This is a genomic window from Subtercola boreus (assembly GCF_003399645.1).
GTDB lineage: Bacteria > Actinomycetota > Actinomycetes > Actinomycetales > Microbacteriaceae > Subtercola > Subtercola boreus_A.
This window is the reverse complement of record NZ_NBXD01000020.1, coordinates 1-18,752: the sequence shown is the minus strand read 5'-3', so window position 1 is coordinate 18,752 and position 18,752 is coordinate 1. Positions and strand designations below refer to the sequence as shown.

Genomic DNA, 18,752 nt, shown 5'->3' with positions numbered 1-18,752 from the left:
GTTCAGAGTACGGCAGAACGGATGCCCGTCCTGCCGCCCGGGCCCGTTGCGTCACTCGCCGAGAGCGAACACCGGCGATGTCGGAGGTGCGGGTTAGCGTCGTCGTGTGAGTACTCCGCAGACCCTCGAACACCTGTCGGGTTCGACGGCGCCCGCAGATGCGTCGCCTTCTGAAACCGGAACAGGAACCGGAACCGACGCCGGGGCCCGGGGCGGGCTCTCGCTCGATGCGTCGCAGTCCGCCGTACTGGCGCTCGCCGACGGTGTGAGCGCGTCGGTGATCGGGGCACCGGGCTCCGGCAAGACCGGCACGCTGGTCGAGGTCGTGGCCGAGCGGGTGCTCGTGCGCGGGTACGCGGCCTCGGAGGTGCTCGCCCTCACCCCCACGAGGCAGAGCGCGACGCGGCTCCGCGACAGGCTCGCCCTGCGTCTCGGTCTCCCGACCAACGGGCCGCTCGCCCGCACGGTGAACTCCCTGGCATTCCAGATCGTGCAGGGTGCCCGGGCCGCCTCCGGTGCCGAGCCGCCGGTGCTGCTCACGGGTTCCGAACACGATCGCATCATCGCCGACCTGCTCGACGGCCACCTCGCGGAGGGCCTCGGCCCCGAGTGGCCCGATCCGCTCACAGCCGATGTGCGAGCGTTGCGCGGCTTTCGAACCGAACTGCGCGAGCTCCTCATGCGGGCCACCGAAGACGGGATCTCACCCGAGGCCCTGCAGCGGCTCGGGCGGGAGCACGGGGTGCCGGAGTGGGTCTCGGCGGGGCAGTTCGCCCGGGAGTACCAAGACGTGGTGGCGAGCTTTCGAGACGCCTCGCTCGACGCCGCCGAGCTCATCGCCGCGGCGCGGCTGGAGCTCGCCACGGGCAATCCGCTGTTCGGCAGCCAGGTGCTCACGGGCGTGCGGATGATCGTGGTCGACGACACGCAAGAACTGAGCCGCGGCGCGCTCAACTTCCTCGCGACCCTCGCGCGCCGTGGCGTGGCGGTGATCGCGTTCGGAGACCCCGATGTGGCGACCACGACGTTCCGCGGTGGTGAGAAAGACACGCTCGGACGCCTGGGCGCGGTATTCGGACCGCGGGCCCGGACCGTGGGGCCGCTCTACCTCTCCACGGTCTACCGGCACGGTGCGGTCATCCGGAGTCTCGTCGAGCGTGCGACCTCGCGCATCGGGGCGGCGGCGGCGGGGCAGCAGCGCGCCGCGCGTGCGGTCGGTGCCAGTGCGGCCGCGGTTGGTGCTGGTGGGGTCGCCGGTGCGGACAGTGCGGACAGTGGGGGCAGTGCGGAGGGGGCGGAAGACCTGGGCGGGGTGCCGGCCGTTCGGCGCATCGAGGCGGTGTCGCCCTCGGCCGAGACTGCCGCCATTGCCCAGCTGCTTCGCGAACACCACCTTCTGCGCGGCGTCGCGTGGCGCGACATGGCCGTGGTGGTGCGCTCCGGCGCACTCATCTCGTCGCTGGTTCGCTCCCTCGCCCTGGCCGAGGTGCCCACCGCGACCCAGACCGGTGGGCGGGCCCTTCGCGACGACTACGCGGCGCGGCACCTCGCGCTCGCCGTCGCGGTCGCAATCGGCTCCGAGCCGCTCGACGACGACCGCGCCACGGAGCTGTTGCTCGGCCCCTTCGGAGGTCTCGACGCCGTCGCCCTCCGGCGCCTGCGGCTGGCACTCCGCCAGGAGGAGCTGGCCGGCGGTGGCAACCGCCCGGCCGAGGCCCTCGTCAGAGAGTGCCTCGAAGACTCCGGGCGCCTCGTGACCCTCGACTCCGCCCCGGCCAGGCGCGCACGCCGGTTCGCCGACGCACTCGCCGCCGTGCGGTCACAGGGCGCTGCGGGAGCGAGCATCGAAGAACTGCTCTGGGAGCTCTGGAGTCGCAGCGGGCTCGCCACCGAATGGCTGAAGCAGTCGCAGGGCTCGGGGATCCTCGCCGCCGAGGCCGACCGCAACCTCGACGGGGTCGTGGGGCTGTTCAGCTCGGCCACGCGTTTCGTCGAGCGAACGCCGCATCGGCCGGCGGTCGACTTTCTCGTCGACATGCTGACCGCCGAAGTTCCGGAGGACTCCCTCTCGGCGCGCTCGGCGAGCGACGCGGTGGTCGTGTCGACGCCGAACGGGGTGATCGGAGCGCAGTTCGAGGTGGTGGTCGTCGCAGGCCTGCAGGAGTCGGTCTGGCCCAATCTGCGGCTCCGCGGTTCGCTGTTGCACCCCGACCGCCTGAGCGCGATCGTGGCCGGGGCCCGGCGCGCCGACGTCGACGAACGTGCCGAAGTGCTCGGCGACGAGCTGCGGATGTTCGTGCTCGCCGTCTCGCGTGCCAGAACCCAGGTCGTGCTGACCTGCGTGGCCGACGACGACGAGCAGCCGTCGCCCTTCATCCGCCTCGCGCCGGAGCCGCCCGTATCGGATCGGCCCGCACCGGCCGAGCGGCCTGAGCGGCCCGCACCGGCGCCGCCGGCCCGCCCCGCCGCAACCGCGCCGCCCGCGCGCACCGCCGCCGAGCATCCACTCTCCCTCCGTGCACTCACCGGCACCCTGCGAAGGCGCCTCGCCGAGACCGGCGACCCCGCGGCGGCGGATGCGCTTGCGCGGCTCGCCCGCGAACAGGTTGCCGGGGCCGACCCGGCGTCGTGGTACGGGTTGCTCGAACCCTCCACGCTCGAACCCCTCGTCGACCTCGAGGTGCCCGAGAACGTGGTCGAGGTCTCGCCGTCGAAACTCGAGACCTTCGAGAAGTCGCCGCTGGCGTGGTTCATCGACAAGGTGTCGGGGTCGACCTTCGGGCTGTCGGCCGGTATCGGCACGCTCCTGCACTCCGTCATGGAGGAGGTCACCGCAGAGAGCGGGGCAGATCTCAGCGAGGAGGCCCTCTGGGGCGCGCTCGACGAGCGCTGGAACGAACTGCAGTTCGAGTCACCCTGGCTTGGGGAGCGCGAGCGCTGCAAGACTGCGCAGAAGGTCAGGGGCCTGTCGGAGTACCTGCTCGACTTCGAGCGCGATGGCGGCGCACTGTTGGGCGGCGAAGCGAGTTTCGCCCTCGATGTCGGGCGTGCGCGGCTCCGCGGAACCGTCGATCGGGTCGAACTCCGCCCCGACGGGCGGGTCTCGGTGGTCGATCTGAAGACCGGCGCCTCTGCGCCAGCTGCCGCTGCCGTCGCCAGGCACGCCCAGCTCGGCAGCTACCAGCTCGCGCTGCAGTCGGGAGCGATCGGCGCCGAGGCGCAGGCCGTCGTCGAGCAGGCTGCGGTGGAGGCGGCGGTGGGAGCGGCGGTGGGTGCGGTGGACGCCGCCATCGGCTCCGCGGGGTACCCGCACCAGCCCCGGGTGAACGGCGGCGCAGTGCTGCTCTACGTCGCCCTGGCCTCCGGCGCCGGTGCGAACAGGGCGCTCTACAAACTCCTCAGCCAGGCGCCCCTCGACGAGGAGTCCGTCGCGTTCTTCCGCGACCGCATCGAGACGGCCGCCCTCGGTATGGCCGGTACGACCTTCCCCGGGCGTGAGGGTCTCGACGAACATGACCCGCACGGCAGCTGGCCCTATCGCATCCACCTGGTGAAGGCGGTGAGCTCGCGATGATCAGCGCCCTCACCATCGCCCGGGCCCTGCAGCTGCCACCGCCCACGCCCCAGCAGCAGGCGGTCATCGAGGCGCCCCTGTCGCCCAGCATCGTCATCGCGGGAGCCGGCAGCGGCAAGACAGAGACGATGGCGAACCGCGTGGTCTGGCTCTTGGCGAACGACCTCGTCGCTGTCCCCGAGGTGCTGGGGCTCACCTTCACGCGCAAGGCCGCCGGTGAGCTCGCCCAGCGCGTGCGGTCGCGCATCGACCAGCTGGCGGCAGCACGGCTCACGTCGGTGGTCTTCGATCCGTTCGACTCGCCCACGATCGCCACTTACAACTCGTTCGCCAACAGCATCTTTCGCGACAACGCCCTGCTGGTGGGGCGGGAGGGCGATTCGAGCATCCTCAGTGAGGCATCCGCGTGGCAGATCGCCCGTCGACTGGTGACGACCAGCACGGATGATCGGCTCATCACCCTCGACAAGTCCATCGACACGATCACCGCGGCCGTGCTGTCGCTCAGCCGGGCGATGAGCGAGAACGTCGTCACGTCCGCCGAGGTCACGCAGATGGCCGGCCGATTCGGCGAACTCGCCGAGCTGCCGACCGGTTCGACGAAGGTCACCGTTCTGAACGCCAAGCTGCGCGATTCGCTGACCGCGGTGCAGGCGTTGCCGGTGCTCGTCGACCTCGCCGACCAGTTCGCCCGCGAGAAGATTCGGCGCGGCTTCGTCGAGTACTCCGACCAGGTCGCGCTCGCCCTTGCGATCGCGGAACGGGTGCCGCGGGTCGTCAGCGAGTACCGCCAGCGCTTCAGGGTCGTGCTGCTCGACGAGTACCAGGACACGAGCGTCGTGCAGACCCGCCTCCTGGCGACCCTCTTCGCCGACCGGCCCGTGATGGCGGTCGGCGACCCGCACCAGTCGATCTACGGCTGGCGCGGGGCGAGCGCCGCGAACCTCGGCACCTTCGCCGTCGACTTCACGGGCGACCCTGCCGGCGCGCTGGCCTTTCCACTCTCGACGAGCTGGCGCAATCCGTTGCGGGTGCTGGATGCGGCCAACCGCCTCGTCGAACCGCTGACCGCCGTCTCGGCCGTTCCGGTGGCACGCCTCGATCCGCGGCCACAGGCACCGACCGGAACCCTCGACGCTTTCTTCGGCGAGACCGTCGACGACGAGGCCCGGGCCATCGCCGGCTGGTTCGAGGCCCAGCTCGCACAGCCCGGCCCGGGCGGCGCCCCGAGGTCGGCGGCCATGCTCTGCCGCTCGATCAAGAAGATCGATGCCTTCACGACGGCGCTCAGCGAGCGGGGTGTTCGCTTCCACGTGCTGGGCCTCGGCGGCCTGCTCGAGGAGCCTGCGGTCGCCGACCTCGTGTCTGCCCTGCGGGTCATCTACTATCCGAACGCCGAGTCCGAACTCGTGCGCCTGCTCACCGGGGCCCGCTGGCGGGTCGGCCTCCGCGACGTGTTCGAGCTCAGCCGGGTCGGTTCGTGGCTCGCCGAGCGCGACCACCACTTCGCGAAGCTGGATCCGGCGCTGAAACAGCGCCTCCGGGAGTCGGTCGTCGTCGACGAGGGCCGGTCGCTCGTCGACGCCCTCGATTTCGTGTCCGACTGCCCAGACGGGCACCGGATGCTCGAGAACTTCTCACCCGTCGGGCTGGAGCGCCTGCGTTCCGCCGGTCGCCAGCTCACGTTCCTCCGCACCCGCACCGGGCTCGACCTCCCCGACCTCGTCAACCTCGTGACCCAGGAGCTGCTGCTCGACATCGAGGTGGCGGCCAACGAGAGCTCCTACCTCGGGCGCGCCAGCCTCGATGCCTTCTCGGAGCAGATCGCGGGCTTCGTCGCCGCCGACCGCACTGCCGGCCTCGGCGCCTTTCTCTCCTGGCTCACCGAGGCGGAGAAGCGCGACAAGCTGAGCCCGCGCTCCGAGGAGCCGGAGCCCGGCACCGTGCAGATCCTCACGATCCACGGCTCGAAGGGCCTCGAGTGGGACGTCGTCTCCGTGCCGCGCATGGTCGACGACGAGCTCCCGGGCAAGCCGCAGAGCAAGCAGGGCTGGCTCGCGTTCGGTGAGCTGCCGTACGAGTTCCGTGGCGATGCAGGCCAGCTTCCGATGCTGCCCTGGCGGGCATCCGTCAGCCAGGCCGAGTTCGCGAAGGCGAAAGACGCCTATAATTCCGAGATCGTCGAACGGTACGCCGAAGAGCAGCGGCGGCTCGTCTACGTGGCGGTGACCAGGGCGCGCGAGAGCCTCCTGCTGAGCGGGTCGTTCTGGTCGACCCAACTCAAGCCGCGTCGCGCCGGGCTGTTCCTTCGCGAACTTGCCGAGCACGGCCTGGTCGCTCCGGATGCTCTGCCCGATGAGCCCGAGAACACCGAGAATCCGCTGGCCGACTCCGTGATGCTCGTGCCGTGGCCGCTCGAACCGCTCGGATCGCGCGGGGAGCGCGTCGCGGCGGCGGCCCAGGCCGTGCTCACCGCCGACCCCGGCGCCGAGACGCCCTGGTCGGCCGACATCGAGCTGCTGCTCGCCGAGCGGGCGGAGGCCCTCGCCGGGGAGAAGCCGGTCATTCCGACCCGCGTCGCCGCCTCGCGCTTCAAGGACTACGTGACCGACCCGGAGGCGGTGCTGAACCGCCTGCGCCGCCCGATGCCGGAGAGGCCGTACCGGCAGACGCGGCTCGGAACGCGATTCCACTCCTGGGTCGAGAACCGGTTCGGCCTCGTCGGCGGGTCGGAGCAGCTCGATGTGTCGGGGGAGTTCGGGATGGAGATGGATTTCGGAACGGAGACGGAGTTCGGGACGGAGACAGTGTTCGGCGCCTCAGCGGAATCCGGGTTCGCGTCGGCGGACGGTCTCGCTGCGTCCGGCCCCCCGGCTGCGGCTGCGGGTGCGGGTGCGGGTGCCGGCTCCGGCACCGGAGCCTCCGGGGACGCCGAGCTCGAACGGCTGCAGGCGACCTTCGAGGCGTCGGAGTGGGCAGGGTTGCAGCCCGAAGAGGTTGAACTCGAGATCCACCTCGTGCTGGGCGGCAACATCGTGGTCTGCAAGATCGACGCGGTGTTCCGGCGCGGAACCCGTCACCAGATCGTCGACTGGAAGACGGGCCGCGCACCCTCAGACGCCGCCGACCTCGACGAGAAGCAGTTGCAGCTCGCGCTGTACCGCCTGGCGTACGCGCGCTACCGAGACGTCGACCCGGTCGATGTCGACGCCGTCTTCTACTTCGTGGCCTCCGACGAGGTCATCGCTCCCGCCCGCCTCTACTCGGAGGCCGAACTCCTGGCCCTCTGGGAGCGCGTCGCCCCCGCCCTCGCGGGCTGATCAGTCCCCGCCGATCCTCGCGCGAGCCGGGGTCAGTCGTCGTCGCTGATGCGGGCGGCGTTGGCGTGGTCGCGGGCGTTGACCGGCTCGCGGCGGGGGGTCTGGCTGAGCATAGCCTCGACCTCATCGACCGCGAGCACCCGACCGGTGTCGCTGGAGAGCGGATTGACGAGATCGGCCTGCGCTGTCGACGCGAGCCCGTTCAGCATGCCCACCGCGTCGTCGACGATCGCCGCGTCGCGGAGGTCGGAGCCGTGCACGAGCCACTTCGCGATCTCGAGCTCCGCATAGAGCCGGGCGCGTTTTCGCAGCTGACGGTCGACCGGGCCGGCGCGCCCCACGTTGTACCCCGAGAACACCCGGGTGGCGGACTCCTCGCGGGTGACCGAGCTCAACCAGTAGAGGTCGCTGGCCGGGTCGCCGACTTTGAGGTTCGACCAGTCGAGGATGCCGGTGACCCGTTCGCCGGAGATGAGGAACGACTCCGGCCCGAGCGAACCGTGGATGACCGCCGGCTGGAACTGCCAGAGCGCACTGTCGTCGAGCGCCAGCGACCACCGGGTGAGCAGATCGACGGGCACCCGGCCGGTGGATGCCGCCCGGTCCTTCACGCTGGTCGCTGCCCGCACCGACTCGCTCGCGCTGAACACCGGGAGTCCCGCGTCGGTGATGACCGAGGTGGGAAGCGAATGGACGGCGGCGATGGCCAGCCCGAACGATTCGGCCAGTTCGACGCTGTGGTCGAGGCTCTCCAAACTGGCGGGCGCCCCGGGGATGAAGTCGTAGACGTGGCCCCGGGTCTGCCCGACGGGTGCCTGACCCCGGAATTCCGGCGCGCGGAAGGGCAGCCGACCGCGGGAGCCGGTGGTGAGTGCACGCAGCGCGACGAGGTCGCCGGACTGCTCGGTCTCGGCTTCCTGAGATGTCGGTACCCGGATGATGAGCTGCTCACCGCCTCTCGCTGTGAGCAGCGCAGAGTCGAAGCGACCCGTCAGCCCGGTGGAGATCGGGGTGGTCGAAACGACGTCGAGCCCGGCGACGGCAGCAGTGGCGAGCGCGGCTAGAGTGAGAGAGGATCTGGCCATACCTTCAGGGTAGGGCGGCTTCTCCGCTCACAGGCTTTCGCCACGCATGATTGGTCAACCCGTGCACACGACTTTCCTCGACACCCTTCCGTTGTCGCGCTTCGACATCGATCGCGACCACCTCTCCCGTGACACCGCCGACCTGTTCGGGGTGCTCTGGGCCGATGACACCGTGCGCGTCCTGCCGATCTGGAACCAGCAGGCCCTGCTCGCAGGCGGTAATGCGATCGCGGGCGAGGCGGACTGGGCCGGTGCCACAGACCCCGAACGAGCGGCCGCCGCCGAGCATCCGACCCTCGCCTTCCTCCGAACAGCAGCCGTTCCCGAGTACGATCTCGCGGTCTACCTCGGCACCTCCCTCTCGACCGACGCCCCCGAGCCCGTCGGCACCCGGCTGGTGGCCGTCGACCTCTCTGAGGAGGCTGCCCGCACCCTCGAGCCCGACGAGAATCGCTGGGTCAGCCTCCGCACGGTGGCAGCGGAGCTGAGCGACCGTGACGCGGGCGCGTTCACGGAGGCGCTCGGCATTCTCAACTGGCACCACTCCCACACCCACTGCCCGCGCTGCGGAGCGGCGACGCTCCCGGAGAAGGGCGGCTGGGTTCGGCGGTGCCCGGTGCAGAACATCGAGATCTTCCCCCGCACCGACCCGGCCGTGATCGTGGGCATCGTCGACGCCGACGACCGCATCCTGCTCGGCTCCAACGCACTGTGGGCGAACAACCGGTACTCGTTGCTCGCCGGGTTCGTCGAGCCGGGGGAGTCCCTCGAGGCAGCGACCGTTCGTGAGGTGTTCGAGGAGTCGGGTGTGCGCATCCTGCAGCCCGAGTACCTCGGCTCACAGCCCTGGCCGTTCCCTGCCTCCCTGATGTGCGGCTTTCTGGCCCACGTCGACCCGGCCTCGGCCGCCGACCCGCTGCTGCCCGACGGCGAGGAGATCCTCGACGTGCGCTGGTTCAGCCGCGCAGACCTCGAAGACCCGAACCAGACCGTGCTGCTGCCCGGCTCCTCATCCATCGCCCGCGCCATCATCGAGCACTGGTACGGCGGGCCGCTGCCTCGGCCGACGTGGTGACGAACGATTCCGACGAGCGTTCCCTCCCGGCGACGGGGGTGGATGCTCTGCTCTCGGGTCTCGACGACGAGCAGCGAGTCGTGGCCAAGACACTCCTCGGCCCCGTCGTGGTGCTCGCCGGTGCCGGAACCGGCAAGACCCGGGCCATCACCCACCGCATCGCGTACGGAGTGGCGACGGGGGTCTTTCCGCCCGGCAAGGTGATGGCCCTGACGTTCACCGCGCGATCGGCCGCCGAATTGCGTTCGCGCCTGCGACCCCTCGGCGCCGGCGGAGTCTCGGCCCGCACCTTCCACTCTGCAGCGCTCGCCCAGCTCAACTTCTTCTGGCCGCAGGTGGTCGGCGGCGACGTTCCGCGGCTGCTCGAGGGCAAGGCCCGCTTGATCGGCCAGGTGGCTGAGACGCTCAGGCTGCGGGTCGACACTGCGACGCTTCGCGATCTCGCGGCCGAGATCGAGTGGCGCAAGATCTCGAACCTGTCGATCGAGGCCTACGGTCTCGCAGCGCGCAGCAGCCGCACCCTCCCCGGCACGCTCAGCGTGGAGCAGGTGCTCGATCTGCAGACGGGGTACGAGCGCATCAAAGACGAGCGCAAGCAGCTCGACTTCGAAGACGTGCTGCTGGCCACGGCCGGCATGATCGAGTCAGAACCGTCGGTTGCGATGCAGGTGCGTGAGCAGTACCGGTTCTTCGTCGTCGACGAGTATCAGGATGTCTCTCCCCTCCAACACCATCTCCTCTCCCTCTGGGTCGGTGACCGCCGGGATCTCTGCGTGGTCGGCGATGCGAGCCAGACCATCTATTCGTTCGCCGGGGCCCAGTCGGCGTTCCTTCTGTCGTTCGCCTCTGCCTACGAGAATTCCACCGTGGTGCGCCTGGAACAGAACTACCGCTCGACACCCGCGGTGGTCGACACGGCCAACCGGCTGATGCGCGGGCGCACGGGCGCGCTCAACCTGCGGGCCTCCGCCGATCAGCTCGGCCGGGGCCCGGAACCGTCTGTCACCGGTCACTCCTCGGAGGCGTCCGAGGCCCGAGCCGTGGCTGCCGCCGCCGCACGCCTGATCGTGGAGGGAACGAAGCCGGAGGACATCGCGATTCTCTACCGCATGAACGCGCAGGCGGCCGCTCTCGAAGGAGCATTGGCCGAGGCCGGGGTCACGTACCAGATCCGTGGATCGCAGCGTTTCTTCGACCTGCCCGAGGTGAAGCAGGCCGTGATGTCGCTTCGGGCGGCATCGGTCTCGATCAGCGGGGAGCCCCTCTTCAAGTCGGTGAGCGACGTTCTGCGCTCGCTCGGTTGGTCGCAGAGCCCTCCGGAGGGCCGTGGTGCCGTTCGCGACCGGTGGGAGTCGCTGAACGCGATCATGAGCCTCGCCGAGCAGCAGCCCGCTCGAACCTCGTTCCGCACGTTCACCGACGAGTTGCTGGAACGCCAGGCGGGGCAGCACGAACCGACCATCTCGGCCGTCACGCTCGCGACCCTGCATTCGGCCAAGGGCCTCGAGTGGCCGACGGTCTTCATCATCGGACTGAGCGAGGGGCTCGTTCCGATCAGTTACGCGACCACTCTCGACCAGGTGGACGAGGAACGTCGCCTGCTCTACGTGGGCATCACCCGGGCGAGACAGAGACTTCTGCTGTCGTGGGCCGAGACGGGGGCGAGTCGCTCGCAGGTTCGCTCGGCTTCACGGTTTCTGGCAGAGCTCGGCACGCGCACTGCGGATGCACGGCCTGCCGGCTGAGACGAACCTCGCCGGTGATCGCATCGAGGTGGGTGACGGCACCCGGTCCCGCATCCCCACCCGCGCCCAGGCGCAGGTGCAGCACGCACAGCGAGGCCACCACCGGCAGCACCCGCGCGATCAGGAGCGGAACCTCGGTGGGTGCCGGCCGGCCGTAGAGCTGCCCCGCGATCGCCGGCCATGACGGTTCGCGCTCGATGCGGTGCCGCTCCCGGCAGTGCAGGCACGCACCCCCGCCCGGAACGACGAGCGGCCCGACCGTGGCCCCGGTATCGCTGAAGACCACGTCGAGGTGCGGAATGTCGCGCCGAAGCCAGGCGGCGGCCTCCGGCGGGGGAGTCGACCACGACGAGACGATCACGGCGAGCTCGACGGGTGACCCGGGTACGGCCCCGAGCTGTCGCAGCAGCCCCTGCACCGCCGGGCGGGCGGCGGAGCCGCCGACCACTGCGATCGCGCGGCCAGCGAGCGGGGTCGGGGTGAGCGCCACGGCTGCGGCGCCATGATCTTCACGAAGGAGGGCGGGGGCGACCCGCCGGAGGAGGCGTGAGGCCGACCCCGGTGCTCCGCCTGAGCGTGCCCCGATCATCCGGAGCCCCTCGAGGCTGACCCCGGTGAGGAGCGAGTGCAGCAGGTGTTCTTCGGCCAGGGTGACGTCGTCGAGGCGCACGACGGGCGCGTCGATGCCGAGCTGCAGGGAGGTCGGTGTTCGCCAGACGAGAGGGAAGCGCGGATTCAGACGAAGGGTGGGGGAGTGCATGCGCCCATGATGCACCTCTGCCGCGGGGGGCGTCAGAAGTTATCCACAGGTCGAGCGGGTCAGACGACGGGGGGTGCCTCGGGGTCGCGATCCGCAGGCTCAGCCGGCCCAGGCTCGGTCTGCCCAGGCTCAGCCGGCCCGGACTCAGCCTGCACAGGCTCAGCCTGCCCGGATGCGTCCGGGCCCGACTCCTCCGCGCGGAAGAAGTCCTCCAGCGCCAGATCCATCTCGTCGGGCTCCGGGGCTCCCGCGAGCAGCCGCGCCACCAACCCTTGCGGGTTGTCGATGTCTTCGCTCGTGGGTACCACATCGGGGTGGGACCACAGTGCGTCCCGTGCCTCAGCACCGACGGCATCCGTCACCGCCTGCCACATCACTGCAGCCTCGCGGAGGCGGCGCGGCCGCAGTTCGAGACCGACCAGCGTTGAGAACGCCGACTCGGCCGGCCCACCCGTGGCCCGGCGGCGGCGCACGGTCTCGGCGACCGCGTCGCGCTTGGGCAACCGCACGGTTGCGGCCGCCGTCACCACGTCGACCCATCCTTCGACGAGCGCGAGCGTCGTCTCGAGGCGGGCCAGCGCCTGCAGCTGCGTCTCCGACTTCGGCGGGATGAGCGCGCCGCTGACCATGGCCTGCCGCAGTTCTTCGGGGTTCGAGGGGTCGAAGCTCGACGCGAGGTCTTCGAGGCGATCGGTGTCGATGGAGATGCCCCGGGCGAATTCCGTGATCGAGGTGATCATGTGCAGCCGGAGCCACTTCGCGTGCCGGAACAGCCGCGCGTGCGCGATCTCCCGAACGGAGAGATAGAGCTGCACCTGGTCGGTGGGGATGTCGAGACCCTCGCCGAAGGCTGCGATGTTCTGCGGGACGAGGGCCGCCTGCTGGTCTGCCATCAGCGGAATGCCGACGTCGCCGCCGGAGACGACCTCGGTCGACAGCTGCCCGACGACCTGACCGAGCTGCATGGCGAACAGTGCCCCGCCGATGTTCCGCATGAGCTGGCTCGCGCTCGCCATCATGCCGGAGAGTTCTTCGGGAGCCTGGTCTTTCAGTACCCGGGTGAGAGCGTCGGCGATACTCAGTGCGACGGGTTCGGCGACCTCCGCCCAGACCGGCATGGTCGCGGTCGCCCACTCCTTGCGGGTCAGCAGGCTCGGTGTCGCAGCGAGCTCGGTGACGTAGGTGACCTCGTCGAGCCACAGGGCGGCGACGTGCAGGGCCTGTTCGAGAGCGGAACGCTGAGCGGGAGCAATGGTCACGGCATCCTTGACCGCGATCTGCTGGGCGGCGTCGAGCGCCACCTTCCAGTCGACACCGTCGCCGGTGTTCTGCATCGCGTTCTGCAGCTGCTGCATCAGTGCTGCGACGGCGGCGGGGTCTGAGGGCAGCCCGGCAGCGCTCGCCAGCTTCGACGGATCCAGCTCGGAGTTGCCCGACAGGAATTGGCGAAGCATTTCGGTGAACTCGTCTTCGGAGTTCTTGTCTGGCTCGTCAGTCACGGTGAAACCCTTCAGTGCCGGCTATCAGCATCGACTTCTACGCTAGCCGGTGGCCCAATCGCCAAGCTGGGATTTCTCATAAGCTGAGATGTCGGCCGTGCGCCTGTGGCGAACACCCCAACCACCCCTTTGAAAGGACACCGTGAGCCTTTTCGGTGAAACGCAGCCGACGGAGCCCGCGAAACCCCGTTCCCGTCGACGCACCGCAGGCTGGGTCAGCCTCATCGCCGCGCTCGTTCTGGCGCTCGGGATGAGCTTCATTCCCTCCCCTTATGTGATCGAGCAGCCCGGTCCTGTCTTCAACACCCTCGGCACCAGCGATCACGACGGCACCGCTGTCCCGCTCATCACCATTCAGGGAGCGACGACCTACCCCACCTCGGGAGCGCTCGACATGCTCACGGTCTCTGTGGTCGGTACGCCCGACTCCCGCCCCAGCTGGGCCGAGATCGTCGGAGCGTGGTTCGACACGTCCCGCGCCATCGTTCCGCTCGAGGCGATCTATCCGCCGTCGGTCAGTGTCGACCAGCAGAACGAGGAGAACGCGGCGCAGATGGTCGACTCCCAGCAGGAGGCGATCGCCGCAGCGCTCACCGACCTGAAGATCCCGTTCACGACCACAGCAACGGTGGGTGTCGCCCAGGTCGCCGACGGGTCGCCGGCCACGGGCATCCTGCAGTCCGGCGACCTCATCGACTCGGTCAATGGCACGGCGGTCACGACGGTCGACGGGCTGAAGGCGGCGGTGACGGCGAACGGGGATGCTGCACCAGCCACGATCGTGATCACCCGTGATAGCGCCGAGAGTACCGTGCAGGTCACGCCGAAGGCGGGCGACGGCGGTGCGGTTCTGCTGGGCATCGGCGCGGCCACCACGGCGAACTACGACTTTCCCTTCACCGTGAACATCCAGCTCGACAACGTCGGCGGACCGAGCGCGGGAATGATGTTCGCGCTGGGCATCATCGACCAGCTCACGCCGGGAGAGCTCAACGGCGGCCAGAAGGTCGCTGGAACCGGCACGATCACGGCCGATGGAACCGTCGGGCCGATCGGCGGCATCCGCCAGAAGCTCTCGGGTGCCAAGCAGAGCGGGGCGACCGTCTTTCTTGCGCCGTCCACCAACTGCGATGAGGTGGTCGGGCACGTTCCCGACGGGCTGAAAGTTTTCGCCGTGACGACCCTCAGCGACTCGCTGACCGTACTGAACGACATCTCCTCCGGGACGAACACGGATTCGTTGCCAACCTGTGACACGGTTCAGGCGGCCGGCTGAGCCTCGGAGGCGGCTTCCCAGTATTGGTTGTCTAGGATTAGGCCCAAACCCCACAGCTAACACAAGAGGCTATCCGTGACATCCTCCACAGCCCAGAAACCCGCCAGACGATCGCGAACCGTCGTCGCGGTTGCGATAGCGGTCATCGCCGTTCTCGCGATTCTGTTCTTCGTCTTCACCAACCTCTACACCGAGGTTCTCTGGTTCAACCAGCTCGGCTTCCTGAGTGTGCTGACCACCCAGTGGATCGCGGGAGCGGTGATGTTCGTCGTGGGGTTCCTGGCCATGGCCATTCCCGTCTTCGTCAGCATCGAGATCGCGTTCCGGTTCCGCCCGGTCTACGCGAAACTCAACTCGCAGCTCGATCGCTACCAGCAGGTCGTCGAGCCGTTGCGGAGGCTCGCGGCCATCGGCATCCCGGCCCTGCTCGGCCTGTTCGCCGGCGTCTCTGCCGCCGCCCGCTGGCAGGTCGTGCTGCAGTACCTGAACCGCACCTCGTTCGGCAAGACCGACCCGCAGTTCAATCTCGACATCTCGTTCTACGTCTACGACTTGCCGTTCTGGCAGAGTGTGGTGGGCTTCGCGTCGGCCGTCGTTCTGATCGCCGGCATCTCGGCCATTGCGACGAGCTACCTCTACGGCGCCATCCGGTTCGGGCAGCGCGAGGTGCGCATCTCGAAGACGGCCCGCATCCAGATCGCGATCACGGCGGGCATCTACCTCCTGCTGCAGGGTGTGAGCATCTGGCTCGACCAGTTCGCGACACTCACCAACAGCGGCGGCCTCATCACGGGTGCCTCCTACGCCGACGTGAACGCCACCATCCCGGGACTCCAGATCCTCGCCGGAATCGCCGTCATCGTCGCCGTTCTCTTCCTCCTCGCCGCGTTCATCGGGCGCTGGCGCCTGCCGGTGATCGGAACGGCGCTGCTCATCGTGAGCGGCCTCGTGCTCGGATCGCTCTACCCGTGGGTGGTGCAGCGGTTCCAGGTCGACCCGTCGGAGCGGAGCCTCGAGCAGCCGTACATCCAGGACAACATCGACCTCACCCGCGACGCCTACGACGTGAGCAATGTCGAGACCATTCCGTACGATGCGACCACGACGGCGGAACCCGGGGCACTGCGGGCCGACGCGGCGACGACGTCGAGCATCCGTATTCTCGACCCGGCCCTCGTCAGCAGCACGTTCGCGGCGCTACAGCAGTTCCGCCAGTACTACCAGTTCCCGACCGACCTCAACGTCGACCGGTACACGATCGACGGCAAGAGCCAAGACACGGTGTCGACCGTTCGTGACCTCAACCTGGCCCAGCTGGGCACGTCTGCCAGCTGGTACAACCAGACCGTCGTCTACACGCACGGGTACGGCCTGGTCGCCGCCTACGGCAACCAGCGGTCGGTCGACGGCCAGCCGGTGTTCGCCGAGTCGGGCATCCCGAGCACGGGTGTGCTGGGCGACTACGAGCAGCGCATCTACTTCGGTGAGAATTCGCCCGACTACTCCATCGTCGGCGCTCCCGCCGGGTCACCGCAGATCGAGCTCGACTACCCATCGGGCACCAATGGCGCGTCACAGACGTACACGACCTTCGACGGCGACGGTGGCCCGAAGCTCGACAACGTCTTCAACAAGCTCGCCTACGCGCTCAAGTTCCAGTCGCAGGAGATCTTCCTCTCGGAGGCCGTCAACAACGACTCGCAGATCCTCTACGACCGCGACCCTGCCACTCGGGTGTCGAAGGTAGCTCCGTACCTGACGATCGATTCGGATCCGTACGCATCCGTCGTCGACGGCAAGGTGGTCTGGATCGTCGACGGCTACACGACGACGTCGGAGTACCCGTACTCGCGCACCGAGGGTCTCAGTGCAGCGATCGCCGACACCTACACACCGAAGCCGGGATACGCGCCCGACAACAACATCAACTACATCCGCAACTCGGTGAAGGCCACGGTCGACGCCTACGACGGAAAAGTGACGCTCTACGCGTGGGACGACCAGGATCCGCTGTTGCAGACCTGGCAGAAGATCTTCCCGTCGACCATCAAGCCGATGAGTGACATGGGTGCGCAGCTGATGAGCCACGTGCGGTACCCGGCTGACCTCTTCAAGGTGCAGCGCGCCATCCTGGGGCAGTACCACGTGACCGATGCGGGATCGTTCTACTCCCGTGAAGATGCGTGGACGACGCCGAACGATCCGACCTCGCCTGCCTCCAACCCCACCGTGCAACCGCCGTACTACCTCACGCTGAAGGTGCCGGGCCAGGACTCGCCCCAGTACTCGCTGTACTCGACGTTCATCCCGCTCACGGGCGAAGACACGTCGAAGAGTCTCAACGGCTACCTGGCCGTCGACTCGAACGCGGGCGATGTTGCGGGGCAGAGGTCTGCCGACTTCGGCAAGATGCGGTTGCTGACTTTGCCCAAGGATGCGACGGTGCCGGGCCCCGGGCAGGTGCAGAACAAGTTCAACTCCGACCCGACGGTGTCTCAGGCGCTCAACCTGCTGAAACAGGGGTCGACCGAGGTGCTCAGCGGAAACCTGCTCACCCTCCCTGTCGGAGGCGGCCTGCTGTACGTGCAACCGGTCTACGTGCGATCGAGGGGTGAGACGAGCTACCCGCTGTTGCAGAAGATCCTCGTCGGCTTCGGTGACAAGATCGCCTTCGAAGACACCTTGGATGCTGCGCTCGACGACCTCTTCGGAGGTGATTCGGGGGCCACAGCCGGCGACGGCGGCGTCACATCGCCCACCACGGGCACCGGAGCGGCCGCAGGAACCGGCACGGGCGCCGCAGCCGGCACGGGCAACAATGCCGCGCTCACGCAGGCGTTGGCCAACGCCAAGACCGCGCTGGCGGCTCGGGATGCTGCGCTGCAGGCCGCGGACTGGACGGCCTATGGCGTAGCCGACCAGCAGCTCAAAGACGCGGTGGCTGCGGCCATCGCAGCCTCAGGGCAGCAGTAGCGTCTCGCTGGCACTGTGATCGCGGGGCTTTCGGGCCCCGCGGTCACCGGCTGCTTGAGGCTGTGATAGTGTTACATCTTGTGCCGCGGGGTGGAGCAGTTCGGTAGCTCGCTGGGCTCATAACCCAGAGGTCGCAGGTTCAAATCCTGTCCCCGCAACAAAAGGCAGTAAACAGAAGGCCCGGTCTCATTCAGACCGGGCCTTCTGCGTTGTGTGGGTAAGTTTCTTGGGACCAGATCCGCGGGTATGGGCTGGGTCGAAAACTCTCAGAAAGAATTTTCTGGATTGGTCTGTCTCGTGGTGTGTTTGCTGAGGTAATGTCAGTGGTTGGTGTTTGACTTGAGTCATGAAACCACCGCCCACACCTCCTGTTGCTGACACGGCGTCGGCGATTGTGGGGTGCGTGGATGCTCTTTTGAGCCTGGGCGTTTTGGATCCGTCTTCGGGTGCCGTTCCTGCCGCGCCCACGGGGCTTGCCACTGGTGTGTTGATGGCTGGTGTGGTGCAGGTGGAGTACCTGGAACGGTTGGTCACATCGTTGCGTCTGCAGTTGGCTGGGGAGGTGGCTGAGCGGTGCAGGCCCGAACTCGGCGAAGACGGGATGTCGAAGAAGTCGAACTTCACCACCCCCGCCGGGTTCCTCGCCGCGAATACGGGTACGAGTGAGCACACGGCGAAGAAGCTGATGAAGGTCGGTGGGGAGCTCCGTGTGACGATGTCGCTGTGTGGGCTGCCGAACCTTCCCGCGTTCTCCCACGTCGCCGAAGCGGTCGGGCTCGGAGCGATCGGTCTTGACGTAGCCACCGTGATCACGACCAGGCTCGGCCGGGTGGCGAAAAGTACCGGGTTCACGGATGCTCTCCTGGAAGCCGAAGCGCAACTGGTGTCTCTGGCGCAAGAGTCGTTGGGGGGCCAGTGCTACTCCGCAGACGTCATCGACCGTTTCGCGGTACGGATGATCGCCCACCTCGACCCCGACGGCACAGAGCCGACAGAGGCGCAACTGCACGACAGACGTCACCTGACCTTGGTCACGGAGAAGACCGGGATGACCAAACTCACCGGCCTCCTCCCCCCGACCGCGGCCGGTCATTTGCGGGCAGCCCTGGAGCCGTTCACGAGTCCCCGCATCCCCACCTTCACCGACCACACCGGCACCGGCACCTCCGACCCGACCGGCACCACCGGTGAGGGTGACCCGGCTGACGGCGGCGAGGTCGACCCGCTGCTCCGCGACACCCGCACTCGGGGTCAGAAACTCGCCGACGGTCTCCTCCAACTCGTCACCACCGCAGCAGGTCTCCCGACCATGCCGCGGCTGAACGGGGCCGCACCCACCGTCAACGTGCACGCCACCCTCGACGACATCATCTCCGGCCGGGGTGTCGGCTGGATCGACGGTCTCACCGAACCCGTGCCTGCGAGCACGATCGAAACCCTCCTCT

9 protein-coding genes, 1 tRNA gene and 1 pseudogene are annotated in these 18,752 nt (G+C 68.6%); 8 read left to right on the top strand and 3 right to left on the bottom strand.

Annotated features, from left to right (window positions below):
* The first annotated feature begins 106 nt into the window (after positions 1-106).
* Both B7R24_RS10295 and B7R24_RS10290 read left to right on the top strand, forming a co-directional pair.
* A complete protein-coding gene (locus B7R24_RS10295) occupies positions 107-3,574 on the top strand; it encodes a UrvD/REP family ATP-dependent DNA helicase (protein WP_253259396.1) in 3,468 nt (1,155 codons plus the stop codon).
* Entirely contained in the window at positions 3,571-6,894 is a 3,324-nt protein-coding gene (locus B7R24_RS10290; protein WP_253259395.1) for an ATP-dependent DNA helicase, read from the top strand. Before B7R24_RS10295 ends, B7R24_RS10290 begins: the two co-directional genes overlap by 4 nt.
* Before the next feature lie 32 nt (positions 6,895-6,926).
* Here the strand turns inward: B7R24_RS10290 and B7R24_RS10280 are convergent, their stop codons facing one another.
* Positions 6,927-7,979: a phosphotransferase gene (locus tag B7R24_RS10280; protein ID WP_116418882.1), complete on the bottom strand. Its 1,053-nt coding sequence runs from the start codon at positions 7,977-7,979 to the stop codon at positions 6,927-6,929.
* A gap of 61 nt (positions 7,980-8,040) precedes the next feature.
* On the opposite strand from B7R24_RS10280, the gene nudC reads away from it, so the two are divergent.
* Complete coding sequence (gene nudC / locus B7R24_RS10275; RefSeq protein WP_253259394.1) at positions 8,041-9,054, top strand: NAD(+) diphosphatase; 1,014 nt, start codon at positions 8,041-8,043, stop codon at positions 9,052-9,054.
* Positions 9,051-10,799 (top strand): ATP-dependent helicase, encoded by a 1,749-nt coding sequence (locus tag B7R24_RS10270; RefSeq protein ID WP_116418987.1) that lies wholly within the window; start codon positions 9,051-9,053, stop codon positions 10,797-10,799. The genes nudC and B7R24_RS10270 overlap by 4 nt, the downstream gene beginning before the upstream one ends.
* Here B7R24_RS10270 and B7R24_RS18120 read toward each other — a convergent pair.
* Both B7R24_RS18120 and B7R24_RS10260 read right to left on the bottom strand, forming a co-directional pair.
* Positions 10,753-11,388 (bottom strand): annotated as a pseudogene (locus tag B7R24_RS18120) (hypothetical protein); the annotation flags it as partial. The gene B7R24_RS10270 and the pseudogene B7R24_RS18120 overlap by 47 nt on opposite strands.
* Before the next feature lie 230 nt (positions 11,389-11,618).
* Positions 11,619-13,058, bottom strand: coding sequence for a zinc-dependent metalloprotease (locus tag B7R24_RS10260; protein ID WP_172582790.1), 1,440 nt, complete (start codon positions 13,056-13,058; stop codon positions 11,619-11,621).
* A 142-nt stretch (positions 13,059-13,200) separates the two neighbouring features.
* Here B7R24_RS10260 and B7R24_RS10255 point away from each other — a divergent pair, with 142 nt between their 5' ends.
* The 4 genes from B7R24_RS10255 to B7R24_RS10240 all read left to right on the top strand — a co-directional run.
* On the top strand, positions 13,201-14,334 hold the full coding sequence (locus tag B7R24_RS10255) for a YlbL family protein (RefSeq protein ID WP_172582789.1): 1,134 nt from the start codon (positions 13,201-13,203) through the stop codon (positions 14,332-14,334).
* Between the two features lie 75 nt (positions 14,335-14,409).
* A complete protein-coding gene (locus tag B7R24_RS10250) occupies positions 14,410-17,307 on the top strand; it encodes a UPF0182 family membrane protein (protein WP_116418880.1) in 2,898 nt (965 codons plus the stop codon).
* A gap of 84 nt (positions 17,308-17,391) precedes the next feature.
* A tRNA-Met gene (locus B7R24_RS10245) sits at positions 17,392-17,465 on the top strand.
* 245 nt (positions 17,466-17,710) lie between these two features.
* Positions 17,711-18,752: DUF222 domain-containing protein (locus tag B7R24_RS10240; protein ID WP_216364029.1), on the top strand; the 1,042-nt coding region annotated here is incomplete at its 3' end.

Coding starts and splice junctions, on each gene's coding strand:
- B7R24_RS10290 (WP_253259395.1), top strand. CDS start 3,571: ATGATCAGCGCCCTCACCATCGCCCGGGCCCTGCAGCTGCCACCGCCC.
- B7R24_RS10280 (WP_116418882.1), bottom strand. CDS start 7,979: ATGGCCAGATCCTCTCTCACTCTAGCCGCGCTCGCCACTGCTGCCGTC.